18 protein-coding genes are annotated in these 25,784 nt (G+C 61.4%); all 18 read left to right on the forward strand.

The features are described from left to right. The first annotated feature begins 30 nt into the window (after window positions 1–30). The 18 genes from KI241_RS07335 (at window position 31) to fliG (ending at window position 25,777) form a co-directional block, all read left to right on the forward strand. On the forward strand, window positions 31–1,104 hold the full coding sequence (locus tag KI241_RS07335) for a flagellar basal body P-ring protein FlgI (protein WP_161796106.1): 1,074 nt from the start codon (window positions 31–33) through the stop codon (window positions 1,102–1,104). A 10-nt stretch (window positions 1,105–1,114) separates the two neighbouring features. Continuing rightward, window positions 1,115–2,419, forward strand: a complete 1,305-nt coding sequence (flgJ, locus tag KI241_RS07340) for a flagellar assembly peptidoglycan hydrolase FlgJ (protein ID WP_212803518.1) — start codon at window positions 1,115–1,117, stop codon at window positions 2,417–2,419. Between the two features lie 10 nt (window positions 2,420–2,429). Further along, window positions 2,430–4,496: a flagellar hook-associated protein FlgK gene (gene flgK / locus KI241_RS07345; RefSeq protein WP_047737644.1), complete on the forward strand. Its 2,067-nt coding sequence runs from the start codon at window positions 2,430–2,432 to the stop codon at window positions 4,494–4,496. A gap of 13 nt (window positions 4,497–4,509) precedes the next feature. Further along, window positions 4,510–6,075 carry a flagellar hook-associated protein 3 gene (locus KI241_RS07350; protein WP_042729465.1) on the forward strand — a complete coding sequence of 522 codons (1,566 nt, stop codon included), beginning with the start codon at window positions 4,510–4,512 and terminating at the stop codon, window positions 6,073–6,075. Between the two features lie 108 nt (window positions 6,076–6,183). Next, entirely contained in the window at window positions 6,184–9,765 is a 3,582-nt protein-coding gene (locus KI241_RS07355; protein ID WP_212803862.1) for a glycosyltransferase, read from the forward strand. Between the two features lie 63 nt (window positions 9,766–9,828). Further along, the gene (locus tag KI241_RS07360; protein WP_212803519.1) at window positions 9,829–12,732 is read left to right on the forward strand and encodes a TIGR00180 family glycosyltransferase; all 2,904 of its coding nucleotides are present in this window, start codon (window positions 9,829–9,831) and stop codon (window positions 12,730–12,732) included. 318 nt (window positions 12,733–13,050) lie between these two features. Then, the gene (locus KI241_RS07365; protein ID WP_042729478.1) at window positions 13,051–13,977 is read left to right on the forward strand and encodes a ketoacyl-ACP synthase III; all 927 of its coding nucleotides are present in this window, start codon (window positions 13,051–13,053) and stop codon (window positions 13,975–13,977) included. Window positions 13,978–14,314: 337 nt separating this feature from the next. Next, window positions 14,315–15,163, forward strand: a complete 849-nt coding sequence (locus tag KI241_RS07370; protein ID WP_042729463.1) for a flagellin domain-containing protein — start codon at window positions 14,315–14,317, stop codon at window positions 15,161–15,163. 72 nt (window positions 15,164–15,235) lie between these two features. Beyond that, the gene (locus KI241_RS07375) at window positions 15,236–15,601 is read left to right on the forward strand and encodes a flagellar protein FlaG (protein WP_047737641.1); all 366 of its coding nucleotides are present in this window, start codon (window positions 15,236–15,238) and stop codon (window positions 15,599–15,601) included. 82 nt (window positions 15,602–15,683) lie between these two features. Next, window positions 15,684–17,114 carry a flagellar filament capping protein FliD gene (gene fliD, locus KI241_RS07380; protein ID WP_047737639.1) on the forward strand — a complete coding sequence of 477 codons (1,431 nt, stop codon included), beginning with the start codon at window positions 15,684–15,686 and terminating at the stop codon, window positions 17,112–17,114. Between the two features lie 131 nt (window positions 17,115–17,245). Then, on the forward strand, window positions 17,246–17,641 hold the full coding sequence (gene fliS / locus KI241_RS07385) for a flagellar export chaperone FliS (RefSeq protein WP_042732556.1): 396 nt from the start codon (window positions 17,246–17,248) through the stop codon (window positions 17,639–17,641). A gap of 11 nt (window positions 17,642–17,652) precedes the next feature. After that, window positions 17,653–17,949, forward strand: a complete 297-nt coding sequence (locus KI241_RS07390; protein WP_042732557.1) for a hypothetical protein — start codon at window positions 17,653–17,655, stop codon at window positions 17,947–17,949. Between the two features lie 169 nt (window positions 17,950–18,118). Beyond that, window positions 18,119–19,594: a sigma-54 dependent transcriptional regulator gene (locus KI241_RS07395; protein ID WP_042732558.1), complete on the forward strand. Its 1,476-nt coding sequence runs from the start codon at window positions 18,119–18,121 to the stop codon at window positions 19,592–19,594. 238 nt (window positions 19,595–19,832) lie between these two features. Beyond that, on the forward strand, window positions 19,833–21,023 hold the full coding sequence (locus tag KI241_RS07400) for an ATP-binding protein (protein WP_185057655.1): 1,191 nt from the start codon (window positions 19,833–19,835) through the stop codon (window positions 21,021–21,023). Between the two features lie 5 nt (window positions 21,024–21,028). Next, a complete protein-coding gene (locus KI241_RS07405) occupies window positions 21,029–22,423 on the forward strand; it encodes a sigma-54 dependent transcriptional regulator (RefSeq protein ID WP_047737636.1) in 1,395 nt (464 codons plus the stop codon). A gap of 215 nt (window positions 22,424–22,638) precedes the next feature. Further along, window positions 22,639–22,965, forward strand: coding sequence for a flagellar hook-basal body complex protein FliE (gene fliE, locus KI241_RS07410; RefSeq protein ID WP_042731730.1), 327 nt, complete (start codon window positions 22,639–22,641; stop codon window positions 22,963–22,965). Between the two features lie 15 nt (window positions 22,966–22,980). Continuing rightward, entirely contained in the window at window positions 22,981–24,765 is a 1,785-nt protein-coding gene (fliF, locus tag KI241_RS07415) for a flagellar basal-body MS-ring/collar protein FliF (protein ID WP_042731731.1), read from the forward strand. Then, window positions 24,758–25,777 carry a flagellar motor switch protein FliG gene (gene fliG, locus KI241_RS07420; protein WP_024778656.1) on the forward strand — a complete coding sequence of 340 codons (1,020 nt, stop codon included), beginning with the start codon at window positions 24,758–24,760 and terminating at the stop codon, window positions 25,775–25,777. Before fliF ends, fliG begins: the two co-directional genes overlap by 8 nt. The last annotated feature ends 7 nt before the right edge of the window (window positions 25,778–25,784 follow it).

Below are 25,784 nucleotides of genomic sequence, written 5' to 3' on the forward strand. Positions count from 1 at the left end.
AATCTTAAACAGCTGTTGCTCGGTGCGCTGATGATGTCGGCAGCCTTCGCCGCTCAAGCCGAGCGCCTGAAGGACATCGCCAGCATTTCCGGCGTGCGCTCCAACCAGTTGATCGGCTACGGCCTGGTCGTGGGCCTCAATGGCACCGGTGACCAGACCACCCAGACCCCGTTCACGCTGCAGACCTTCAACAACATGTTGTCGCAGTTCGGCATCAAGGTGCCGGCCGGTTCCGGCAACGTGCAGTTGAAGAACGTCGCGGCGGTGTCGGTCAGTGCCGACCTGCCGGCTTTCGCCAAGCCCGGCCAGCAGGTGGATATCACCGTTTCGTCCATCGGTAACTCCAAGAGCCTGCGCGGCGGTACCTTGCTGCTGACGCCGCTCAAGGGTATCGACGGCAACGTCTACGCCATCGCCCAGGGCAACCTGGTGGTGGGCGGCTTCGACGCCGAGGGGCGCGACGGTTCGAAGATCACTGTCAATGTTCCGTCGGCCGGTCGCATCCCTGGCGGTGCGTCGGTGGAACGTGCGGTGCCGAGTGGTTTCAACCAGGGCAACAGCCTGACGCTGAACCTCAACCGTTCCGACTTCACCACCGCCAAGCGCATCGTCGACAAGATCAACGACATGCTCGGCCCAGGCGTGGCCCAGGCCATCGACGGCGGCTCGATCCGGGTCACCGCGCCGCTGGATCCGAGCCAGCGGGTCGACTACCTGTCGATCCTGGAAAACCTCGAAGTGGATCCGGGCCAGGCCGTGGCGAAAGTCATCATCAATTCGCGCACCGGTACTATCGTGATCGGCCAGAACGTCAAGGTTTCACCGGCCGCCGTGACCCACGGCAGCCTGACCGTGACCATCACCGAAGACCCGATCGTCAGCCAGCCGGGTCCGTTGTCCAACGGCCAGACCGCCGTCGTGCCGCGGTCGCGGGTCAATGCCGAGCAGGAAGCCAAGCCGATGTTCAAGTTCGGCCCGGGCACCACCCTGGATGAAATCGTCCGGGCGGTGAACCAGGTCGGCGCGGCACCGGGCGACTTGATGGCGATCCTCGAAGCCTTGAAGCAGGCCGGCGCGTTGCAAGCCGACCTGATCGTGATCTGAGGGTCGAGCCATGGATATGCGCAAGGGCGCTTTGACCAGCGGCGACTCGGCGTCCTACTCGGACCTGAACCGCTTGAACCAACTCAAGGTTGGCGACAAGAACAGCGATGGCAACCTGCGCAAGGTGGCGCAGGAATTCGAGTCGCTGTTCCTCGGCGAAATGCTCAAGTCCATGCGTTCGGCCACCGAGGCCCTGGGCAAGGACAATCCGATGAATACGCCTGAAGCCAAGCAGTACCAGGAAATGTACGACCAGCAGTTGGCCGTTTCCATGTCCCGCGAAGGCGGCGGTATCGGCTTGGCCGACGTGCTGTTGCGCCAGATGTCCAAGAACAAGCCGCTGGCCCCGGGCGAAGCGGCCACGCTGTCGGCGGCCAAGCAGCAAGAGGCGCTGGACAAGGCGACCAAGGCGGCCGTGCCGACCCCGGTTGCCGCCGGCACCCTGCCCACGGACGGCCCGTTGTCGCGCACCAGCGGCCAGCGTCCACTGTGGGCCTCGCGGGCCGTCAGTGCGCCGCAGGGCGCCGAGGGTGGTCATCGCAACGACATGGAACTGCTCAACCAGCGTCGCCTGGCCCTGCCGCCGAAGCTGGCCGACCGCCTGCTCGCGGGCCTGGTGCCTTCGGCCTCGGTCAATGCCGAGGCCCCGGCGCAGAACCTGCTGCCCGATCGTGCTGTCGCCGCCGTCAAGCCGTCGAGCGGCGAGCTGGGCAACGGCGACTGGCTGGCCGCGCTCAAGGCGGCCGACGCGAAACCGGACATGCAGGTCTACGGCCGTGCCGTCGCGCAGCCGCCATTGGCACCGGCGCGCAAGGCTTTCCGCGATGCCGACGAATTCGTCAACGCCATGTTGCCGATGGCCAAGGAAGCTGCGGACCGCATCGGTGTCGACCCACGCTACCTGGTGGCCCAGGCGGCCTTGGAAACCGGTTGGGGCAAATCCGTCATGCGCCAGCCCGATGGCAGCAGCAGCCACAACCTCTTCGGCATCAAGGCGAGCCAGAACTGGAAAGGCGATTCGGCGCGGGCGATCACCAGCGAGTTTCGCAATGGCGAGATGGTCAAGGAGACGGCCGAGTTCCGTTCCTATGCGTCCTATCGCGACAGCTTCCACGACCTGGTCAATCTGTTGCAGAGCAACAGCCGCTATCAAGATGTGCTGAAGTCGGCCGATAACCCCGAACAGTTTGTACGCGAGTTGCAGAAGGCCGGTTACGCCACCGACCCGAACTACGCCCGCAAGATTTCGCATATAGCCCGGCAGATGACGAGTTACCAGAACTACGCATCGGCAGGCGCCACCACGACGTTATAAGGTCTGAACCATGAGTTTGCTCAATATAGGGATGTCAGGTCTGTCCACAAGCCAGACCGCGTTGGTGACCACGGGTAACAACATTGCCAACGTCGATACCGCCGGGTATTCGCGTCAGCAGACCGTGCAGACGACCAAGGCGTCGAACCAGTACGGCAACGTGTTCATCGGCTCTGGCACCACCCTGGCCGACGTGCGTCGGGTGTATAACTCCTACCTCGAAGCACAGCTCAAGACCACCACCTCGCTCAACAGCGATGCGGCGGCCTATCAGGGGCAGATCACGCCGCTCGATTCCCTGTTGTCCGACAGCGGCACCGGCCTGAACGGCGCACTGACCAAGTTTTTCGCCTCGGTGCAGAACGTCAATGCCAAGCCGGGCGACGACGCTTCCCGCCAGTTGCTGCTCAGCGATGCCCAGGCCCTGAGCAACCGCTTCAACTCGGTGGCCAGCCAGTTGACCGCGCAGAACGACAACATCAACGGCAACCTGTCGAACATGGTCGACCAGATCAATAGCCTGGCCACCACCATTTCCCAGTTGAACAAGAAGATCTCCGAAGTCTCCAACTCGGGCGGTGCGCCCAATGACCTGCTGGACTCGCGCGGCGAAGCCATTCGCCAGCTGTCGACCTTCACCGGCACCCAGGTCGTGGAGAACGGCAACAGCCTGGATATCTACCTCGGTTCCGGCCAGCCGCTGGTGATGGGCAACATCACCAACACCCTGCAAGCGGTGCCGGACAAGAACGATCCGGGGCGCATCGGCATCCAGCTCAACAGTGGTTCCAGTTCAATGGACCTGACTCAGGTGCTGACCGGCGGTGAGATCGGTGGCCTGATGCGCTACCGCAGCACCGTGCTCGACCCGGCCATGAACGAGCTGGGCCGTGTGGCGCTGGTCGTCGCCGACCAGATGAACAGCATCCAGGCCTCGGGTATCGACAAGAACGGTGCCTTCGGTTCCAACCTGTTCAGCAGCATCAACAGTGCCGCGCAGATGAGCCAGCGCAGCGTCGCCGCCCTGAACAACAGCGCCGGCGCCGGCAACTTCAACGTGTCCATCGAGGACACCGGCAAGCTGACCACCAACGACTACAAGATCACCTTTACCAGCGGCAGCGACTACACCGTCCAGCGCCTGCCCGATGGCACCTCGATGGGCGCGTTCAACACCGCGACCACGCCGCCACCGGTGGTCGATGGCTTCTCGCTGACCTTCGCCAACGGCACCGCGGCCGCCGGCGACTCGTTCAAGATCACCCCGACCCGCAATGCGGCGGGCAGCATCAAGACCGAGATGACCGATTCCAAGCGGCTGGCGATTGCCGCGCCGTTGGGCGCCGCCATCGCAGCGGGCGGCAGTGGCACGCTGACCATTCCGGCCAGTGGCCAGCCGGCGATGACCACCAAACTGGACATCTACGACGAAGCCACCACCAGCATCATCCAGAACGGCATCCAGAACTCGATGCCGGTCAAGGTGGTGTTCGGCGCGACCTCCGCTGACGGCACGAGCCAGGGTTACCAGTTGCTCGATGCCAAGGGCGGCACGATCAGCAGCGGCACGATCAAGCCTGGCCAGAGCAACACCCTGAGCCTGAGCGTTCCACTCAAGGACGCCAGCGGCAACCCGATCATGGACTCGTCCGTCCCGCCGGTGCAGCGTACCGTCTCGTTCGACATGTCCATCGCCGGCGCGCCTTCCCAGGGGGCGGGCATCAACATCAGCCTCAGCCAGGCCGGCAGCCTGGATAACCGTAACGGCACCGTCCTGGCCGGTTTGCAGACCGCCAAGACCGTGGACACCAATTCCGGCAGCAAGGGCATTTCCCTGAACGATGCCTACGGCAAGCTGGTGGAAGGTGTCGGTGCCAAGGCCGCCCAGGGCAAGCTGGACAGCGCCGCCACCGGCGCCATCCTGAACAACGCCAAGAGCGCCCGCGACTCGCTGTCGGGCGTGGACCTGGACGAAGAAACCGGCAACCTGGTCAAGTTCCAGCAGTACTACACCGCGTCTTCGCAGATCATCAAGGCTGCGCAACAAATCTTCAGCACATTGATCAACAGTCTTTAAGGAGCCGTAGCCCATGCGCATTTCTACCTCTCAGTTTTACGAAAGCACGGCTGCGAACTACCAGAAGAACTTCGCCAATGTGGTCAAGACCAGCGAAGAGGCCAGCAGCCTGGTACGGGTGAACACGGCCGCCGATGATCCGGTGGGCGCTTCGCGTCTGCTGCAACTGGGCAACCAGGCGTCGATGCTTTCGCAATACGAAGCGAACGTCACCACGATCAAGGCGACCCTGGGCACCACCGAAGCGGTCATGACCAGCATCGGCAACGTGCTGCAACGCGCCAAGGAATTGGCCGTCAGCGCCGGCAACGCCGCCTACACCGACTCCGACCGCAAGGCGGTGGCCTCGGAATTGGGGTCGATCGAAGAGCAACTGCTGAGCCTGATGAACACCAAGGACGAGAACGGCAAGTACATCTTTGCCGGCTCCAAGGGCGATGTCGTGCCGTTCACCCGCAACGACGACGGCACCTACAGCTACAACGGCGACCAGGTCACCTTGGACCTGCCGATCGGCGACACCATGTCCATGGCCACCAACAGCACCGGCTGGGAAGCATTCCAGCAAGCCGTCAACACCAGCCGTAGCCAGGTCACCATGACTGCGCCAGCGGTGGATGATGGTCGCGTGGTGTTGACCAACGGCCAGGTCTCGTCCGCCGTGACTTACAACAGCCAGTTCCGCAGCGGTGAACCGTACACCGTGGAGTTCGCCAGCGGCACTCAGTTGAAAATCACCGATTCGAGCGGCAACGACGTGACGGCCGAAGCCAGCAAGGGCGGCGTCATCAACCCCAACACCCAGGCTGGGCAGACCGTTAGCTTTCGCGGTGTCGACCTGACCTTGAACGTCAACCTTCATACGGGCGACGCGGCCGGCACGGTGCTGCCTGGTCATACCTTCACCCTGGCGGCCAAGCCCGACAGCTTCACGCCGGCCCGCAGCCCGGGCAACACCACGACGACCCAGATCACCGGCAGCACCATCACCGACCCGGTGGCCTACCACGCCAGTTTCCCGTCGGGGTCGGCCGTGATGAAATTCACCAGTGCCACGGATTTCGACCTGTACGCCGCGCCACTGACCGCCGACAGCAAGCCGGTATCCAGCGGCACCCTGGCAGGCAACGTCGCGACCGCCTCCGGCGTGAGCTTCACGCTCAACGGTGCCCCGGCCGCCGACGATCAGTTCAGCATCGCGGTCAACACCCACGAGACCCAGAACATCCTGGACACCGTGAACCAGTTGCGCTCGGCATTGGAAACGCCCGTCGATGGCAACAACATCGCCGGCCAGAAACTGAACGCGGCGCTGGCTTCGGCCATGGGTAACCTGGCCAGTGGCACTGACCAGCTGACCAGCGCGTTGAGTTCGGTCGGTGGTCGTGGCCAGTCCCTCGACACCCAGAGCGACACCAACCAGAGTTTTGTGTTGGCCAACTCCCAGACCCAGTCGGCGATTCGTGATTCCGACCCGGCCGAAGTGATGACGCGCCTGACCTTGCAGCAGACTATGCTGCAGGCATCGCAGTTGGCGTTCAGCAAGATCGCTCAATTGGGTCTGTTCAACAAAATCTGATCCGGGGCAGGGACCGTGACGCCAGCGCGGTCCCTGACTCGCTCCTTATACGATTCAGGACGTCCTGCTCTCGCCTGAGTTGACGCCCGCCGGTTGAGAGCCATGCGTGTGAAATCAGCTCCTCTTGTCAGTATTGCCATCCCCGCGTTCAACCCACGCTTCTTCACTCTCGCTTTGCAAAGTGCGCTCGACCAGACCTACGAGAACCTGGAGATTGTCATCTGCGACGACTGTCGCACCGATGAAGTGGAGCAGATTGTCCAGACCCTTGGCGCGGGTTCCAACGTCCCCGTGCGCTACCTGCGCAACCCGCAGCGGCTGGGATTCCAGCAGAACCTGTTGCGCTGCCTTGAAGAGTCCCGGGGCGAATTCATCAAGTTCCTGTGCGATGACGACCAGTTGTTGCCGCTCTGCGTCAGCCAGCAGGCGGCGATGCTGCAGGAGCATGCGCAAGTGTCGTTGGTGGTCAGCAAGCATCACCTGATCGATGCCGACAATTACGCCTTGCCGATCCGCTTGGAAAACACCGGCATCACCCAATTCGATGCGCTGTTCAACGGCACTGACATGCTGGCGTATTTCGAAAAAACCACCCGTAATATTCTCGGCGGCTTCAGTGGTGCGTTAATGCGCCGCACCGATGCCGAGGCCTTGCTGCCCGCGTTGGCGCGGGCCGGTGAAGGCTTCGAGGCTGTCCTCGACTTTGCCTTGTTCATCTGCCTGTTGCGCCGCGGCAACCTGGTCCAGCTTTATGCCGAGGGCAGCGGCCAGCGGTTGCATCCGGATCGCCTGGGGCGTCAGCCCAAGATGCTCGATGCGGCCACGGTGGAACTGACATGGCTCAAGGAAATGCTCGCCCAGCGCAGTGGCGAGCCGGCGCCCGCCAGTGGCTGGGTGCGTTACCAGACGCTGGGGCAGCCCAAGGAGCCGGGGGCACCGGAGTGGGAGGAGGTCAACGTCTACTCGATCATTGCGACCCGGCAGGGCGTTATCGGTTCGCAAGTCGGTACGGACATCGAAAGCTACGCAGACCTCTACGTGCAGTGGCTGGAGTGCCGGCGTTTCAGCCCATTGCGCAAGCAAGTCCTGTCTCGACAGATCGCCCGCTGGGCCTATCGTCCGAGGATAGTCCCCGTCATCATCGACGCGCAGGACGATGCCTATGCGCTGGGGATTACCCTGCAGAGTATTGCTGCCCAGGCCTATGCCTGCGAATCGGTGCTGGTGTTGTCCAATGGTCGCCAGTCACTGGACAACCATGTCCTGCGCCTTGGGCTGCAAGCAGATTGGGCGCAGCAGCTCAATGGCTTGCTGCCCCAGCTGGACGGTGCCGACTGGTTCTACCTGCTGCAGGCCGGCGATCGCCTGACCGAATCGGCGCTGTTGATAATGGCCGACCGGATTGTCGGTTCGCCGGGTGCGGTCTGTCTCTACAGCGATGAAGGCGCGCTGGTGGATGAAAAATCGGCCGAGCCGATCTTCAAGCCCGACTTCAACGTCGACCTCATGCGCGGCTATCCCTATGTCGGTCGGACACTGGCGTTCGAGCGCGAGCGATTCCTGGGCTCGGGTGGGTTCGATCCGAGCCTGGGCGAGTTGGCCCCCCATGACCTGGTCTGGCGACTGGTGGAAACGGACGGGCCGCAAGTCATTGGGCATATTCCCGAGGTCCAGGTCGAGTCGATGTTCTCGTTCGCCCAATGGCTCTCGCTGCCCGAGGTCATCGAGCAGAACGCCCGGCTGGTCGGCGCTCACCTGCAGCGCATCGGCGTACCGCACCGGCTGCATCCGGGGCCGCTCCTGGCGTTGATCCCGCGCATCGAATATCTGTTCGACGAGCGGCCGCTGGTGTCGATCGTCATCAGCGTCAAGGATGACCTGGGCGCGCTGGAACGCTGCGTCAACAGCCTGATCAGCACGACCACGTATCCGCACTACGAAATCATCATCGTCGATAACGCCAGCGAGAACGCCGAGCTGCAACATTGGTTGCGGGCAATGGCCGAATTGGGCAGCGACACCCTGCGAATATTCACCCACCCGGGAAGCGACAACGAAGCCGTTATCCGCAACTTCGCCGTGCAGCAGGCCCGCGGTGAATACCTGTTGTTGCTCAACCCCAATTGCATCGTGCTGGAAGCCGCCTGGCTGGACGAGCTGCTCAATCATGGGCAGCGTCCCGAGGTTGGCATCGTCGGGCCCCGCACACTCAACCAGCAAGGGCGGGTCATCGATTCCGGCATGATCATGGGGCTCGGTGGCCTGGCGGGCAGGGCCTTTGTCAACGAGTCGGTCACGTCAGGCGGCTATATGCAACGCTTGCAGACCGTGCAGAACTGGAGCGCTGTCGGTGATCACTGCCTGTTGGTGCGCAAGCAGGTGCTGGAGGAGACCGGTGGGTTCGATGAGTCGATCACGACGCAGCGCATCAACGCCCTGGAGCTGTGCCAGCAGGTCGGGAAAAACGGTTACCTGATCGTCACCACCCCTTACAGTGACGTGGTGCTGGCGTCTGGCGTGGAAGCCAGTCGCGATGCCTCCTGGAAGCAGCGGTTGGAGCACGAGCAGGAGGCGTTCTATCAGCGCTGGTTGCCCAGGATCGCCAATGATCCTGCCTACAACCGTAACCTGACCCTGACCGGGAAAAGCTTCAGCCTCGAACCCGGACCCCGCACCGGCTGGAATCCGTTGATTACCCGCAACGTGCCTTCGATCCTGGGGATGGCGGTCAATACCTCGGCGGTGGGGCACTACCGGGTCAGCCAGCCGTTGTTCGAACTGGAAGCGGCAGGGCGGATCGTGGGACGTGTTGCCTACGATACGCCCTCGATCATCGATATCGAGCGTCAGTCACCCGATGTGATCGTGCTTCAAGGTCGCTATAACGTGGGTAAGTTCAAGGACATCGCCCAGGTCAAGAATTACTCCAAGGCCATGCGCATCTACGAATTGGATGACTACATCGCCAACGTCCCGGAAAAAAACGAACACCGTCGCAATATGCCGGACAACCTCGAAGACTTGCTACGCCGGGGGATCGCCCAGTGTGATCGGGTGGTGGTTTCCACCCATCCGCTGGCGGACGTCTTGTCCAGCATGCACCACGATATCCGCGTGGTGCCGAACATGTTGGCGGCCGGCCTGTGGCACCAGCTCAGAAGCCTGCGTGCCACCTCCAGCAAGCCGCGTATCGGTTGGGGCGGCGGCACCAGCCACCGTGGCGACCTGGAGCTCATTGCAGATGTCGTGCGTGAACTGGCTGACGAAGTCGAATGGGTTTTCTTCGGCATGTGCCCGGATCTGCTCAAGCCCTATATCCATGAGTTCCATCCTGGCGTGAGCCTGGCGGCGTATCCGGCAAAGCTTGCCAGCCTGAACCTTGACCTGGCCCTGGCGCCGCTTGAGTTTCATGTTTTCAATGACTGCAAGAGCAATCTTCGCCTGCTGGAGTACGGTGCGTGTGGCTATCCGGTCATTTGCTCGGATACCGAAGCTTACCGGGGGCATTTGCCTTGTACGCGGATTCTCACCAACAGCAGCGAAGAATGGCTGGAGGCGATCCGCATGCACCTGGCAGACCCGATTGCCAGTTACCGGATGGGCGACGAATTACGTGAAGTGGTGCTGCGCGACTTTATCTTGCGCGGCGATAACCTGCAGTACTGGGCCAACGGCTGGCTGCCGGATTGATGGGTTTCAACCTTGAAACTCCCGGTGTCGCTGATGCGGTCACCCACTCGTTAAGGAATGAATATGCAAAGCAATGTCCCAACAGGATCGTCTGCGCCGTTGAATGAACGGTTGACCCTGGTGCTGCTCGCTCACGACCAGTCGACTGCCCTGCGGCGGGCGTTGCACCACTACCGCGACGGTTCATTCGCCGTGCTGGTCATCGACTCGTCCAGCCAACCCGGCGGCGACATCACGGCAGCGTTCCCAGGCGTGCAATACCTGCATGCACCCACGGCCACGGGTTTCGGCGACAAGGTTCGCCAGGCTGTCGAGCGCGTCGCCACGCCTTACCTGGCAGTGGCCGATGCCGAGGATTTCCTGCTGCCCCAAGCGCTCGAGCAGGCGTTTCAGTTCCTTGAGGCACACCCCGACTACAGTGCCTGCCAGGGCTACAGCCTGGCGTTCGAGGCCCACGCCGATCGCGTCGACTACTACCTGTTCGACCGCAAGGGCAGTGATGACTACCGCGGAGCATCGACCGAAGCGCGGCTGGCTGCGTTTGCCGAAGATTGCCCGTCGCTGGCCAATGCCCTCGTGCGCACTGAAACCCTGCGGCGCAGCTACGCGTCGTTGCCCACCGGTTTTGATTCGCGATTGCAGGAAGCCGGCCATACCTATGGTGTGGTGAGCGAAGCCTCGGTGCGCCTGCTGGACATTCCGTACGGTGTGCATGAACGCGGTCGCGTGGCGCCGCCGCGAAGCCCGTCCGCAGTGCCGGGTTCCCAGGACCTGCGCGCGGCCGCCGAACAGGAACGCCTGGCCACGACGTTGGCTAGCGCATTGGGTGCGGGAGCCTCGACGCGCGAGCACGCCAAAACCATCGTGAAGAAACTGGCCGAGCGCTCGGTGCCGCAGTCCGGCAAGCTGTTGGAGTCCGCTTGGGATTCGCGGCGTGGCGAACCGGTTCGCCGGTTCGAACCGACGCAATACGTCGAGATGCCTTTCTATAACCGGGCGTTCTTTGACGAACTCACCGACCTGGAATTCCTGCTTCATGCGGCGCCAAGCGGGCAGGTGCAGTTGAGGGAGCTGGAAGCGGTCATGCTCAAGCAGAAGGAGCTGTCTCGCCCCCAACGCAATGCCAGCGCCGAGCCGCTTGATGAACAACTGGCGAGGGCTTTCCTCAGCTATGCGTTCAACCAGGACCTGATCAAGCAACTGCTCGAACTCATGCAGGCCAAGGGTGACAAGCGCTACGTGCAAATGCTCCAGGCCTGGGACCAACGGCTCAAGGCGGCGGCGTTTGAAAATACCGCGAGGTTGTTCGACACCACGCGCTCCGGCCAATTGCTGGCCTGGCTCGAAGCGCGTGAGCCGAGCGCCAGTGACGCCCGGAAAGTCTCCAAATACCTGGCCGCCCGCAACGGTGGCCCGACGTTCGGCATTTTGATCCTGGACCTGGACGCCGACATCTTCAAGATGCAGGCGACGTTCGACAGCGTCATCAATGGCTATTGCCGGGCGTTCAAGATTGTTGTGTTTACCACCGGCGATCTGCCGGCCGAGACCACGTCAAAGAATGTCCTGCATTTCGTCAAGGTCAACGAAAGCAACTACGTCGACAAGATCAACCAGGTGGTCAGCCAAAGCGATTGCGATTGGATGGTCATGGCCGAGGCCGGTGATGAACTGACGCCGGGCGGCCTGTTCCGCGCGGGTGTGGAATTGCTGGGCGCTCCACAGTGCCAGGCTGTGGCAATGGATGAGTTCCAACGTCAGCCCGACGGGACGCTGGCCGATGTGTTCCGGCCAGGGTTCAACCTCGACTTGCTGCTGAACGCCCCGGCCTTGATGGCCCGTCATTGGCTGGTACGCCGTGAGACGTTGGTCAGGCTCGGCGGCTATTCCCGCGAGTTCAAGCAAGCGATGGAGTTCGACCTGCTGTTGCGTTTGATCGAGCAGGACGGCCTGGAAGGGCTTGCCCACCTGGATGAGCCTTTGCTGACCTGCCAGGCGCCGGCGGTGGAAGACAACGCCGATGAACGCAAGACGTTGCTGCGTCACCTGGCGGTGCGTGGTTATCAAGCCGATGTGAGCGCGTCGGTGCCGGGGACACACAAGATCGACTACCGCTTTGCCGAGCGTCCGATGGTGTCGATCATCGTCCATGGCATCACCGACCTGACGCCGCTGCAGCGCTGCTTGCTCAGCGTGCTGCAACGCACCCGGTATCAGCGCTACGAGGTGTTGGTCCCGCTCGTGGCGGCCGAGCACGCGACGCTGCGCACCTGGCTCGGTGGCCAGGGGCATCAGGCCAGTCGGGTGCGGTTGCTGGAGATCGAACCCGGCGTCGCGACAGGGTCGTTGATCAACGCCGTCAGCCAGGAGGCCAAGGGTGACTATCTGGTGACCCTGGCGGCCGACAGCGAGGTGCTCAACGTCAACTGGATCGAGTCGTTGCTCAACCAGGCCTTGCGTCCGGAAGTCGGTGTGGTCGGCGCCAGGCTGATCGAGCGCGATGGGCGTATCAGCCAGGCTGGCTTGATCCTGGGCTTGAATGACGAGGTGGGCTCGCCTTTCATCGGCGAATCGAAAACCGCCAAGGGCTACATGAACAGGCTGGTTGTCGAGCAGAACTGTTCGGCGGTGTCGTTCGCCTGCCTGATGATTTCCCGGCAGTTGTTCAACGCGGCCGACGGCATCGACAGCGGACTGTTCGACGAGGCCCTGGGGGATGTCGACCTGTGCCTCAGGGTGGGCCAGGCGGGTTACCTGACGGTCTGGACGCCCCATGTGCAGGTCATCCAGTCCGGCGTGCTGGCCAGTACGCCCGAGGCGCTTGCGGCGCTGCGTGGCAAGTGGTCCGAGGCGTTCGCTCAGGACCGTTTCTACAACGCCAACCTGTCGCTGCAAGGTGCGGGTTTCGCCCTGGGACCGGTGCGCAACGTACCGTGGACCGACCTGCTCGACGAACCTGCCGCCTGACCTCGCTGCTCAGCGTCGGCAGGGTGAACCTGCCGGCGCACTTGCCGAAGTACCCCACTCATCACCCGATGCCTGCCCGCAGTCTCTGACGGACGCGGGCAATGACACGGCTTCGTTTGTCATGAAAAAATGCCTCTGCGGGACAAAACGGCGTGACGCATAGGTCATAAAGTGCATCTTCACTGTATTGTATTCCGCGGAGTGGAGGCCCGTTCGTTTGCCTGGCAATGGCCTGCGCCCTTGGAAATCAACCATTTTGAAGCGCCCCTGAGCTTTTGGGGGTGGAACCTAGTCGCAGTTTATGATCGGGAAGCCATGATGATTGGCATAAAAAGCATAGCGAGTTACGTGCCGACCGCTGGCGTGGATAACTACGCTCAGGGTGCCAAATTCGAGAAGGATGAGGAGTTCATCCTTGGCAAGATCGGTTCGGCGTTCCTGCCGCGCAAAGACGCCGACCAGGAAACCTCGGACCTGTGTGTCGAAGCCGTGAACGCCTTGTTCGCCAACAACCCGCAGCTGTCGCGCGAGTCCATCGACGCGCTGATCGTGGTCACCCAGAACGGTGACGAAGAAGGGCTGCCCCATACCGCGGCCATCGTGCAGGACAAGCTGGGGCTGCCGACTCACGTGGCGGCATTCGATATCTCGCTGGGCTGCTCGGGCTACGTCTACGGTATCTACGCTCTCAAAGGCTTCATGGAGGCCGCTGGGCTGAAGAACGGCCTGTTGGTGACGGCTGACCCTTATTCGAAGATCGTCGACCCTGAAGACCGCAACACCACCATGCTGTTCGGCGATGCCGCCACGGCCACCTGGATGGCCGAAGGGGCCAACTGGCAGTTGGGCAAGTCCAAGTTCGGCACCGACGGCTCCGGCGCGCCGCACTTGAAGGTCAGCGACGGCGTGTTTTTCATGAACGGCCGCCAGGTGTTCAATTTTGCCTTGTTGAAAGTGCCGGCCCATTTGCACGAGCTGCTCGATGAATCCTCGCTGCAAGCCAGCGACATCGATGCCTTCTGCATCCACCAGGGCAGCGCGGCGATTGTCGATGCCGTGGCGCGCCGTTTCGAGGGTGAGCCCGAGAAATTCATCAAGGACATGGTCGAGACCGGCAACACCGTATCGTCGAGCATTCCGTTGCTGCTGGAGAAGCACGTGCTGGATGCCGACTGGAAGCGCGTGGCGATCAGCGGTTTCGGCGTGGGCCTGTCGTGGGGATCGGCGATTCTCTATCGCGACTGATTCACACCGGAACATAAGTGTGGGAGCGGGCTTGCCCGCGAAGGCGTCGGTACTTCAGCACAGATACAAGCTGATCCACCGCCTTCGCGAGCAAGCCCGCTCCCTCTTTTTTTGCCTGCGATTTCATGGCTCAGGTTTTTGACGCCATTTTTCAGCGCTTCGCTCCACGCTAAGCCCTTGTTTATCAAGGGGTGGCAGTCTGCTAGCAAATTTTTTGAAAAAAGCCCTCAAGCAAGTTCCCAACCCGACGATAACTATTACGAAGGTTCTCTAGGCCACACCCCGGCGGTTGCCAAAGGGCCGGAAGCCGCAGTACCCAACCAACGAGGAATTCGTCATGGCTTTAACAGTAAACACCAACACTACTTCGCTGAACGTTCAGAAGAACTTGAACCGTGCTTCCGACGCTCTCTCCACTTCGATGACTCGTCTGTCTTCCGGCCTGAAAATCAACAGCGCCAAAGACGACGCCGCCGGCCTGCAGATCGCTACCCGTATGACCTCGCAAATCCGCGGTCAGACCATGGCAATCAAAAACGCCAACGACGGTATCTCCATGGCGCAGACCGCTGAAGGCGCGATGCAAGAGCAAACCAACATTCTGCAGCGTATGCGTGAACTGGCCATCCAGTCCCGTAACGATAGCAACAGCGCAGATGACCGTATCGCTCTGAACAAAGAGTTCTCGCAGATGAGCGACGAACTGACCCGTATCGCCAACAGCACCAACCTGAACGGCAAGAACCTGCTCGACGGTACTGCTAGCACCATGACCTTCCAGGTTGGTTCGAACACCGGTTCCGACAACCAGATCTCCCTGACCCTGAGCGCCAGCTTCGACGCCGCGGCCCTGGGTGTTGACTCGGCAATCACCATCGTTGGTTCCGACAGCGCTACTGCTGAAACCAACTTCTCGGCCGCAATGGACGCAATCACCAGCGCGATCGACACCATCAACAGTGCTCGTGCCGACCTCGGTGCTGCTCAGAACCGTTTCGCCAGCACCATCTCCAACCTGCAGAACATCAACGAAAACGCCAGTGCTGCACTGGGTCGCGTACAAGATACCGACTTCGCTGCTGAAACTGCACAACTGACCAAGCAGCAGACTCTGCAGCAAGCGTCGACTTCGGTTCTGGCCCAGGCCAACCAACTGCCATCCGCTGTACTGAAGCTGCTTCAGTAATAGCTGGATGAGTTTTAGCGGGGGAGTGCGCATGCGTGCTCTCTCGCTTTTTCCGTTCAAGAGGTGATGGACATGGATATGAGCGTGAAGCTGAACTTGTCTTATCCAGCGGCGAAGCCGACGCCTACAGTGGCCGACAAGCCAGTGGAGAAGCCTCAAGCCGATGTTGTTTCCGTGGCACCGGTCAAGGAAACTCCCAAGGACGCTGCTGCCGAGCAAGACAAACTCAAGAAGGCCGTTCAGGAAATCGAGAAGTTCGTCCAGTCGGTCAAGCGTAATCTGGAGTTCTCTATTGATGAGCCTTCAGGCAAAGTAGTGGTCAAAGTCATCGCCAGCGGTTCCGGTGAAGTGATTCGCCAGATCCCGAACGAAGAAGTTCTGAAACTGGCGAACAGTTTGAATGATGCAAACAGCTTGTTGTTCAGCGCTGAAGCCTGACAATCGGCACGAATTTCGTTGCTATGTACTTTTGGGCGTTGTAGGGGTCAAAAGGCCGGCGACACACTGAAGGGAGTTCCTCATGGCAAGTCCAATTCTACCTGGCCTGGGGCTGGGTTCTGGCCTTAATACGACTGAGATCGTCAAGGCGCTGGTCGATTCCGACAAGGCTGCCAAGCAAGGTCAGATCACCCGAGCCACCACCACGACTAGCAACAGTATCTCGGGGGTCGGAACCCTGAAGTCGTTGCTGGCAGCCTTCAACACCGCCATGAAGGACTTGGGCAACACCAGGACCCCGCAATTCGCGGGTTTTGCCGCAACCTCTTCCGTCCCCGGTGTCCTCACGGCTACCGCCAGCAACACGGCGGTGAACGGCACTTACGCCATCAAGGTCACCAACCTCGCCACGGCGTCCAAGGTCACCTCGGCGGCTTTCGCCGGCGGTACGACCAGTGCGATCCCTTCCGGCACGCTGACCATCGCGCAGAAGGGGGTCAACTACAACCTCACTGTGCCGGATGGTTCGACCCTGCAATCGGTGCGTGACGCGATCAACGCCGACTCGTCCATGAAGGCCGCCGGTTTGAGCGCCAACATCGTGACCGACTCCTTTGGTTCGCGGCTGGTGCTGGGTTCCACCACCACCGGCGCAGGTTCCGACATCTCGGTCAGCGGCATCGCCGGGCTGGAGATCGATGGGACGAACGTCGTGGGTGCCAACGGTGCTGCGCTGACGGCCACCTCGGCGGGCGCTATCGGTGCCCTGGCCCAGGACGCCGTGTTTTCCGTCGACGGCATGAAGCTGACCAGCGCAAGCAACACGGTGAGCACGGCGATTTCCGGATTGACCCTGAATCTGGTCGGAGTGCCAGGAGACGGAACGTCAACCGTTACCGTCGCGCCGAACAATGATGGCCTGAAAGCCTCGATCCAGAAATTTGTCGACGCCTACAACGCGGTCGCCAACAGTGTCACTGCGCTGACCAAGCCGTCCCTGGACGATGATGGCAACCCGACAATACCGGCCAAGCTGACCGGTGACTCTTTGCCTCGCTCGCTCCTGGCGACGATCCGCGAACCGTTGTCCCAGACGGGCGCCGGCGACAAGCTGACGGTGCTGGCCCAGCTGGGTATTACCACCGACCAGAAGACGGGTGCGTTGAACTTCGATACCGCCAAGTTCAACACGGCCATGAATGACAAGAAACTCAGCGGTGAAGTCCAGACGATGTTCACCGGTACCAACGGCTTGCTGGAGCGCATGGGCAAGGCGATCGAGCCCTTCACCCAGACCGGCGGCATTCTCGACCAGCGGACCTCTGCGCTGACCAAGACCCAGACCCGCCTCAAGAGCGATCAGGCGGCCCTGGATCGCCGGGTCGAGACCTTGACGGCCTCGTTGACCAAGAAGTACAACGACATGGACACCTTGGTCGGTAAGCTGAAGGCCACGGCCAGTAACATCACTTCGATGTTCGAGGCTCTGACGGCGCAACAGCGAAACAGCTGATTTCGACCGATGCAAAAAAGCCCGGCAACGTTTTGACAACGTTCCGGGCTTTCGGCTTTTCGGTCTAAAGTTTTTTGACGCAGCGTCGATACGCTGTTTATACGAACCGAAGATTTTTGATGAGGTAGAACATGAATCCGATGTTGGCCCTTCGCCAATACCAGAAGATTGGCGCCCAGGCGCAAACCTCCGAGGCAAGTCCCCATCGTCTGGTGCAGATGCTCATGGAAGGTGGGCTGGACCGTATTGCCCAGGCCAAGGGCGCGATGGAGCGCAAGGACATCGCCAGCAAAGGCATCCTGATCAGCAAGGCCATCGGCATCATCGGCGGCCTGCGTGAAGGGCTGGACCTGGAGAACCAGGCCGAGTCGGTGACGGAGCTGGACAACCTGTATGCCTACATGATCAAGCGTCTGACCGACGCCAACATCCAGACCGATCCGAAGATCCTCGACGAAGTCGCCGATCTGCTGCGCACGGTCAAAGAAGGCTGGGATGGCATCGCCGCGCCTGGTCCGCAATTCTAAGGAGCACTCTCATGAGTCTTGTCTTGCAGCGAATAGAACAAACCCGTGATGCGTTGGTCGATGCCCTGGCCCAGCGCAACTGGGAGGCAATCGGTCAGTTGGACTTGACGTGCCGTTCGTGCATGGAAGACGTCCTGAGTGAATCCGGGGTGGACGAGGCGACGTTGCGTAACAATCTTGAGGAATTGCTGGGGGTCTACAAGCAGTTGCTCGAGGCGGCGACAGGGGAGCGCCAGGCAATCGTCGACGAGATGTCGCAAGTCCATCAAGCACAGAACGCTGCAAAGGTTTACCATCTGTTCGGTTAATGCTCAGTTAATCCAACGCCGCTGCGCCATAAATTTGACTGTGCACGGTTTTTTGACTTAACTAGTATCTGTTTACAGATTTGAGGCGTCTACAGGCATGACAAGTCTGCAAGCGTCTAGCTTGCCCCCTAATTTCGGGCATTGGGTTGACTAGGGAAGTTGCTATTGCATGTGGCGTGAAACCAAAATTCTCCTGATCGATGACGATAGCGTTCGCCGCCGTGACCTGGCGGTGATCCTGAATTTTCTTGGCGAAGAAAATCTGCCCTGCGGCAGCCATGATTGGCAGCAGGCCGTCGGCTCCTTGTCGTCCAGCCGTGAAGTCATTTGTGTCCTTATCGGGACCGTAAATGCTCCCGCTACGCTATTGGGCTTGCTAAAGACACTCTCAACCTGGGATGAGTTCCTTCCGGTTTTGTTGATGGGCGAAAATTCTTCCCTTGACTTGCCAGAAGACCAGCGTCGCCGTGTGCTTTCCACGCTCGAAATGCCGCCCAGCTACAGCAAGTTGCTGGATTCGCTGCACCGTGCGCAGGTCTATCGCGAGATGTACGACCAGGCCCGCGAGCGTGGCCGGCACCGCGAACCCAATCTTTTCCGCAGCCTCGTCGGCACCAGCCGGGCCATCCAGCACGTCCGCCAGATGATGCAGCAGGTCGCCGATACCGATGCCAGCGTGCTGATCCTGGGCGAGTCGGGCACCGGCAAGGAAGTGGTCGCGCGCAACCTGCATTACCATTCCAAGCGCCGCGAAGCGCCGTTCGTGCCGGTCAATTGCGGAGCGATTCCGGCCGAGTTGCTGGAAAGCGAACTGTTCGGCCATGAGAAGGGCGCCTTCACCGGTGCCATCACCAGCCGCGCCGGGCGTTTCGAGCTGGCCAATGGTGGCACGCTGTTTCTCGATGAAATCGGCGACATGCCCCTGCCGATGCAGGTCAAGCTGCTGCGGGTCTTGCAGGAGCGTACATTCGAGCGCGTGGGCAGCAACAAGACCCAAAGCGTCGATGTACGGATCATTGCCGCGACCCACAAGAATCTCGAGAGCATGATCGAGATCGGCAGTTTCCGCGAAGACCTCTATTACCGCCTCAACGTATTCCCGATCGAAATGGCGCCGCTGCGTGAGCGGGTCGAAGACATTCCGCTGCTGATGAATGAATTGATTTCGCGCATGGAGCACGAGAAGCGCGGTTCGATCCGCTTCAACTCGGCAGCGATCATGTCCTTGTGCCGGCATGGCTGGCCGGGCAACGTCCGCGAGCTGGCCAACCTGGTGGAGCGCATGGCGATCATGCACCCGTACGGGGTGATCGGTGTGAACGAACTGCCGAAAAAATTCCGCTATGTCGACGATGAAGACGAGCAGATGGTCGACAGCCTGCGCAGTGATCTGGAAGAGCGGGTGGCGATCAACGGCCACACGCCGGACTTCACCGCCAATGCCCTGCTGCCACCCGAAGGCCTGGACCTCAAGGACTACCTTGGCGGCCTGGAGCAAGGGCTGATCCAGCAGGCCCTGGACGACGCCAACGGAATTGTCGCCCGTGCTGCGGAACGCCTGCGCATTCGCCGGACCACCCTGGTGGAAAAAATGCGCAAGTACGGCATGAGCCGACGCGAAGGTGATGAACAGGCGGATGATTGACGCCTGTTTTCCACGCGCCTGACTGTTGAAGGTGGGGGCGTTTGTCCCTGCTGGTTCGCCTGACAGGCTCTAAACAGTGCCGCTGCACGTCCTGGCGGGAGCAAGCGCCCTCGCTACACATGCACTTTTTCTTTGCTCTTTGTCTCGGCACGGGTATTGCTACACCCCTCGCAACGTTCCGTTTAACTGACGGTCAGCCAAGCGAGAGAGCCCGATGAGCCAAGCCGCCCAAGCCCAGATGTCTCCTGTCCCTGATCCGGGACACCTGCCGAGCGCCGAACAGGCGAGCCGGCTTGGACTCGAGCAGGCCTTTTCGCTGTTCAATCAGATGTCCAGCCAACTGACGGACTCCTACAGCCTGCTGGAAGCCCGGGTGACCGAGCTCAAGGGGGAGCTGGCCGTGGTCAGTGCCCAGCGCATGCAGGAGTTGGCGGAAAAAGAGCGTCTGGCGAATCGCTTGCAGAATCTTCTCGACTTGCTACCGGGGGGCGTCATCGTCATCGATGCCCATGGTCGCGTGCGCGAAGCCAACCCGGCCGCCTGCGAGTTGCTCGGCCTGCCGTTGGAAGGTGAGCTGTGGCGCCACGTCATCGCCCGCTGCTTCGCGCCCCGCGAGGATGACGGCCACGAAGTGTCCCTCAAGGACGGCCGACGGTTGTCCATCTCGACCCGTTCGCTGGACGCCGAGCCTGGCCAACTGGTGTTGCTTAACGACTTGACCGAAACCCGTCACCTGCAAGATCAGCTGGCCCGCCATGAGCGCCTGTCTTCCTTGGGGCGGATGGTGGCGTCGTTGGCGCACCAGATTCGCACGCCGCTGTCGGCCGCGCTGCTCTACGCCAGTCATCTGACAGAACAGCCCCTGCCGATGGAAACCCAGCAACGGTTCGCCGGGCGCTTGAAGGAACGCCTGCATGAGCTGGAGCACCAGGTGCGTGACATGCTGGTGTTCGCCCGCGGCGAGCTGCCGCTGACCGACCGCGTGACTCCCAAGGCGCTGCTTCAATCATTGCAGGCTGCCGCGTTGACCCATGTGCAGGGCCTGTCGATCCGCTGGCAGTGCGACAGCCATGCCGGGGACATATTGTGCAACCGCGACACGCTGGTGGGCGCGGTATTGAACCTCATTGAAAATGCGATCCAGGCCAGTGGCAGCGATGTCCGGCTGAAAGTGCACCTCTATACCCGCGACAACACCTTGCGCCTGTGCGTCAGTGACAGCGGCAGTGGCATCGAGCCGGCCGTGCTGGCGCGGTTGGGTGAACCATTCTTCACCACCAAGACCACCGGGACAGGCCTTGGCCTGACTGTGGTCAAGGCTGTGGCCCGTGCTCATCAGGGAGAATTGCAGTTGCGCTCGCGGTTGGGGCGCGGCACTTGCGCGACGGTGCTCCTGCCGCTGTTTTCCAGCGCGCCAGGAATGGAGTGAGAGCCATGGCGACCAAAGTACTGCTGGTTGAAGACGATCGAGCCCTGCGCGAAGCGCTGGCCGATACGCTGATGCTGGCCGGGCATGATCATGTTTCCGTCGGGTCGGCGGAAGAGGCGTTGCTGGCCGTGGGACGGGAGGCGTTCAGCCTGGTGGTCAGCGACGTCAATATGCCGGGCATGGACGGCCATCAATTGTTGGGCCTGTTACGTGTCCGCCAGCCGCAACTGCCGGTGCTGCTGATGACGGCCCACGGTGCTGTCGAGCGCGCGGTGGATGCCATGCGCCAGGGGGCCGCCGATTATCTGGTCAAGCCATTCGAGCCCAAGGCGCTGCTGGACCTGGTGGCTCGCCATGCGCTGGGCAGTCTCGGGCCCGAACGCGAAGGGCCGGTGGCCATCGAGCCGGCCAGTGCCCAGTTGCTGGAGCTGGCCGCGCGGGTGGCGCGCAGTGATTCGACCGTGTTGATTTCCGGGGAGTCCGGTACCGGCAAGGAGGTGCTGGCGCGCTATATCCACCAGCAATCGCACCGCGCCAACGAGCCGTTCATCGCCATCAACTGCGCGGCGATTCCCGACAACATGCTCGAAGCTACGCTGTTCGGTCATGAAAAGGGTTCGTTCACCGGCGCCATCGCTGCCCAGGCGGGCAAGTTCGAGCAGGCCGACGGCGGCACGATCCTGCTCGATGAAATTTCCGAGATGCCCATGGGGCTGCAAGCCAAGTTATTGCGGGTGTTGCAGGAGCGGGAAGTGGAGCGGGTGGGGGCACGCAAGCCCATCAGCCTGGATATCCGCGTGGTGGCGACCACCAACCGCGACCTGGCCGGCGAAGTGGCGGCGGGGCGTTTTCGTGAGGACCTGTATTACCGCCTGTCGGTCTTTCCGCTGGCCTGGCGCCCGCTGCGCGAGCGCACCGCCGATATCCTGCCGCTGGCCGAGCGGCTGTTGGCCAGGCACGTCAATAAAATGAAGCACGCGGCCGCCAGGTTTTCTCCGCAGGCCCAGGCTTGCCTGATCGCTTATCCATGGCCGGGCAATGTCCGCGAATTGGATAACGCCATTCAGCGGGCGTTGATCCTGCAGCAGGGTGGTGTGATCCAGCCGGAAGATTTCTGCCTGGCCGGCCCGGTGGCCTGCGCGCCATTGCCGGCCTTGTCAGTGGTTTCAACCGTGGCTGCGGCGCCTGCGGTCGAAGTGGAAGGCGAGTCGGCCGGCGCCCTGGGAGATGACCTGCGCCGGCGTGAATTCCAGATGATCATCGACACCCTTCGGGCCGAGCGCGGCCGCCGCAAGGAAGCCGCCGAGCGCCTGGGCATCAGCCCTCGCACACTGCGCTACAAGCTGGCGCAAATGCGCGACGCCGGCATGGACGTAGAGGCCTACCTGTTCGCCAGTTGAGGCGTGTAAACCAGTCATTCACTTGTGGGAGCGAGCCTGCTCGCGAAAGCGCTCGGTCAAACAATACAGATGTTGTCTGGCCCACCCCTTCCGCGAGCAGGCTTGCTCCCACTCATTTGTTTATTGCGGTCATCGAGCTGGCACCCTTGTTGCTACTACCTGGGTACCCGCTGAGTAAGTGTCAAAAAAATGCGGGCCGCCAAAGAGAGTAGACCATGAGCCAAGGTATTGAATTTAATCGATTGATGTTGGACATGCGGGCCATGCAAATGGACGCCATGGCGCAGCCCAAGTCGGTCGCGGTCCCCCAGGTGGGTGGCAGCAGCTTTTCCGACATGCTCGGTCAGGCCGTCAATAAAGTGAACGATACCCAGCAGGCGTCGAACCAATTAGCCAGTGCTTTTGAAATGGGCAAAAGTGGTGTCGACCTCACAGACGTGATGATCTCTTCGCAGAAAGCCAGTGTCTCGTTCCAGGCGTTGACCCAGGTTCGCAACAAACTGGTTCAAGCCTATCAAGACATCATGCAGATGCCGGTTTAAGGAAACTATTGAGTCATGGCAGAAGCAGCCGTAGATAACGTTCCAGCCAAGGCCACCGCACCAGACGGCAAACCGCCGCTGTTCGGCTTGTCCTTCCTGGAAAATCTCTCCGAGATGACCATGTTGCGTCAGGTTGGCCTGTTGGTCGGCCTGGCTGCCAGCGTGGCGATTGGTTTTGCCGTGGTGTTGTGGTCCCAGCAGCCGGACTACCGTCCCCTCTATGGCAGTCTGGAGGGCATGGATGCCAAGCAAGTCATGGAGACGCTGTCTTCCGCCGACATTCCTTATACCGTCGAACCCAATTCCGGTGCCTTGCTGGTCAAGGCCGACGATGTCGCCCGTGCGCGCCTCAAGCTTGCCGCGGCGGGCGTGACGCCAAAAGACGGCAACATCGGTTTCGAGATCCTCGACAAGGACCAGGGCCTGGGCACCAGCCAGTTCATGGAAGCGACCCGTTATCGTCGCGGCCTGGAAGGTGAGCTGGCACGGACCATTTCCAGCCTGAACAACGTCAAGGCCGCCCGTGTGCACTTGGCGATCCCGAAAAGCTCGGTGTTCGTGCGCGATGAGCGCAAGCCGAGTGCGTCGGTATTGGTTGAGCTGTACGCCGGCCGCTCCCTCGAGCCTGGCCAGGTCCTGGCCATCGTCAACCTGGTGTCCACCAGCGTCCCTGAACTGAGCAAATCGCAGATCACCGTGGTCGACCAGAAAGGCAATCTGCTGTCCGACCAGGCGGAAAACTCCGAACTCACCATGGCCGGCAAGCAATTCGACTACAGCCGCCGCATGGAAGGCATGTTGACCCAGCGGGTGCACAACATCCTGCAACCGATCCTGGGTAACGACCGCTACAAGGCCGAAGTGTCGGCCGACGTGGACTTCAGTGCAGTCGAGTCGACTTCCGAGCAGTTCAACCCGGACCAGCCGGCGTTGCGCAGCGAGCAGTCGGTGAATGAACAACGTACCGCCAGCAATGGCCCGCAAGGCGTGCCGGGTGCCCTGAGCAACCAGCCGCCATCGCCGGCCAGCGCGCCGCAAACCACGGGAGGTGCCGCAGGTGCCGCCGGCATGGTGCAGCCAGGCCAGCCACTGGTGGACGCCAACGGCCAGCAGATCATGGACCCGGCCACTGGCCAGCCGATGCTGGCGCCGTACCCGGCCGACAAGCGTCAGCAGTCGACCAAGAACTTCGAGCTTGACCGTTCCATCAGTCACACCAAGCAACAGCAGGGCCGGTTGAACCGCCTGTCGGTTGCCGTGGTGGTGGACGACCAGGTCAAGGTCAATCCGGCCAACGGCGAAACCAGCCGTGCCCCTTGGAGCGCCGACGAATTGGCGCGTTTCACCCGCCTGGTGCAGGACGCCGTCGGTTTCGACGCCAGCCGCGGCGACAGCGTCAGCGTGATCAACGTGCCGTTCTCTTCGGAGCGCGGGGAAGTGATCGCCGATATTCCGTTTTATTCGCAACCCTGGTTCTGGGATGTGGTCAAGCAGATATTGGGCGTGCTGTTCATCCTGATCCTGGTGTTCGGCGTGCTGCGTCCGGTGCTCAACAACATTACCGGCGGCGGCAAGAGCAAGCAGTTGGCAGGCCTGGGTGACGTAGAACTGGGCGGCATGGGCGGCCTGGATGGCGAATTGGCTAACGATCGCGTCAGCCTTGGCGGGCCGCAGAGCATTCTGCTGCCAAGCCCGAGCGAAGGCTATGACGCACAGTTGAACGCCATCAAGAGTCTGGTGGCAGAAGATCCGGGTCGTGTGGCCCAGGTCGTGAAAGAGTGGATTAACGCAGATGAGTGATAATCGAGCCGCTGTTGCCAAATTGTCCCGGGTCGACAAAGCCGCGATCCTGCTGCTGTCCCTGGGTTCGACCGACGCTGCCCAGGTGCTGCGCCACATGGGGCCCAAGGAGGTCCAGCGCGTGGGCGTGGCCATGGCGCAGATGGGCAATGTGCATCGCGAGCAGGTTGAACAGGTGATGAGCGAGTTCGTCGACATCGTCGGCGACCAGACCAGCCTGGGCGTCGGCTCCGACGACTACGTGCGCAAGATGCTGACCCAGGCTCTCGGCGAGGACAAGGCCAACGGCCTGATCGACCGTATCCTGCTGGGTGGCAACACCAGTGGCCTGGACAGCCTCAAGTGGATGGAACCGCGCGCCGTTGCCGACGTGATCCGCTACGAGCACCCGCAGATCCAGGCCATCGTGGTGGCTTACCTCGACCCGGACCAGGCCGGTGAAGTACTGGGCAACTTCGACCACAAGGTGCGCCTGGACATCATCCTGCGGGTGTCCTCGCTCAACACCGTGCAGCCGGCGGCCCTGAAGGAATTGAACCAGATTCTGGAGAAGCAGTTCTCGGGCAACTCCAATGCCTCGCGCACCACCCTGGGTGGTATCAAGCGTGCGGCGGACATCATGAACTTCCTCGACAGCTCGATCGAAGGCCAGCTGATGGACTCGATCCGCGAGTTCGACGAAGACCTGTCCGGCCAGATCGAAGACCTCATGTTCGTGTTCAACAACCTGGCGGACGTCGACGATCGGGGCATCCAGGCGCTGTTGCGCGAAGTGTCTTCCGATGTGCTGGTCCTGGCCCTCAAGGGGTCGGACGAAGGCGTCAAGGAAAAGATTTTCAAGAACATGTCCAAACGGGCGGCGGAACTGTTGCGCGACGACCTCGAGGCCAAGGGCCCGGTGCGCGTCAGCGACGTGGAAACTGCGCAGAAGGAAATCCTTACCATCGCCCGCCGCATGGCCGAAGCCGGAGAGATCGTGCTCGGTGGCAAGGGCGGCGAAGAGATGATCTAAGGTCGTT

The sequence above is a fragment of the Pseudomonas sp. Cab53 genome, from assembly GCF_018325965.1.
Taxonomy (GTDB): domain Bacteria; phylum Pseudomonadota; class Gammaproteobacteria; order Pseudomonadales; family Pseudomonadaceae; genus Aquipseudomonas; species Aquipseudomonas chlororaphis_E.

Coding starts and splice junctions, on each gene's coding strand:
- fliD (WP_047737639.1), top strand. CDS start 15,684: ATGGCAAGTCCAATTCTACCTGGCCTGGGGCTGGGTTCTGGCCTTAAT.
- KI241_RS07365 (WP_042729478.1), top strand. CDS start 13,051: ATGATTGGCATAAAAAGCATAGCGAGTTACGTGCCGACCGCTGGCGTG.
- fliS (WP_042732556.1), top strand. CDS start 17,246: ATGAATCCGATGTTGGCCCTTCGCCAATACCAGAAGATTGGCGCCCAG.
- KI241_RS07390 (WP_042732557.1), top strand. CDS start 17,653: ATGAGTCTTGTCTTGCAGCGAATAGAACAAACCCGTGATGCGTTGGTC.
- KI241_RS07360 (WP_212803519.1), top strand. CDS start 9,829: ATGCAAAGCAATGTCCCAACAGGATCGTCTGCGCCGTTGAATGAACGG.
- fliE (WP_042731730.1), top strand. CDS start 22,639: ATGAGCCAAGGTATTGAATTTAATCGATTGATGTTGGACATGCGGGCC.
- fliG (WP_024778656.1), top strand. CDS start 24,758: ATGAGTGATAATCGAGCCGCTGTTGCCAAATTGTCCCGGGTCGACAAA.
- KI241_RS07395 (WP_042732558.1), top strand. CDS start 18,119: ATGTGGCGTGAAACCAAAATTCTCCTGATCGATGACGATAGCGTTCGC.
- KI241_RS07370 (WP_042729463.1), top strand. CDS start 14,315: ATGGCTTTAACAGTAAACACCAACACTACTTCGCTGAACGTTCAGAAG.
- fliF (WP_042731731.1), top strand. CDS start 22,981: ATGGCAGAAGCAGCCGTAGATAACGTTCCAGCCAAGGCCACCGCACCA.
- KI241_RS07400 (WP_185057655.1), top strand. CDS start 19,833: ATGTCTCCTGTCCCTGATCCGGGACACCTGCCGAGCGCCGAACAGGCG.
- KI241_RS07335 (WP_161796106.1), top strand. CDS start 31: ATGATGTCGGCAGCCTTCGCCGCTCAAGCCGAGCGCCTGAAGGACATC.
- KI241_RS07350 (WP_042729465.1), top strand. CDS start 4,510: ATGCGCATTTCTACCTCTCAGTTTTACGAAAGCACGGCTGCGAACTAC.
- KI241_RS07405 (WP_047737636.1), top strand. CDS start 21,029: ATGGCGACCAAAGTACTGCTGGTTGAAGACGATCGAGCCCTGCGCGAA.
- flgK (WP_047737644.1), top strand. CDS start 2,430: ATGAGTTTGCTCAATATAGGGATGTCAGGTCTGTCCACAAGCCAGACC.
- KI241_RS07375 (WP_047737641.1), top strand. CDS start 15,236: ATGGATATGAGCGTGAAGCTGAACTTGTCTTATCCAGCGGCGAAGCCG.
- flgJ (WP_212803518.1), top strand. CDS start 1,115: ATGGATATGCGCAAGGGCGCTTTGACCAGCGGCGACTCGGCGTCCTAC.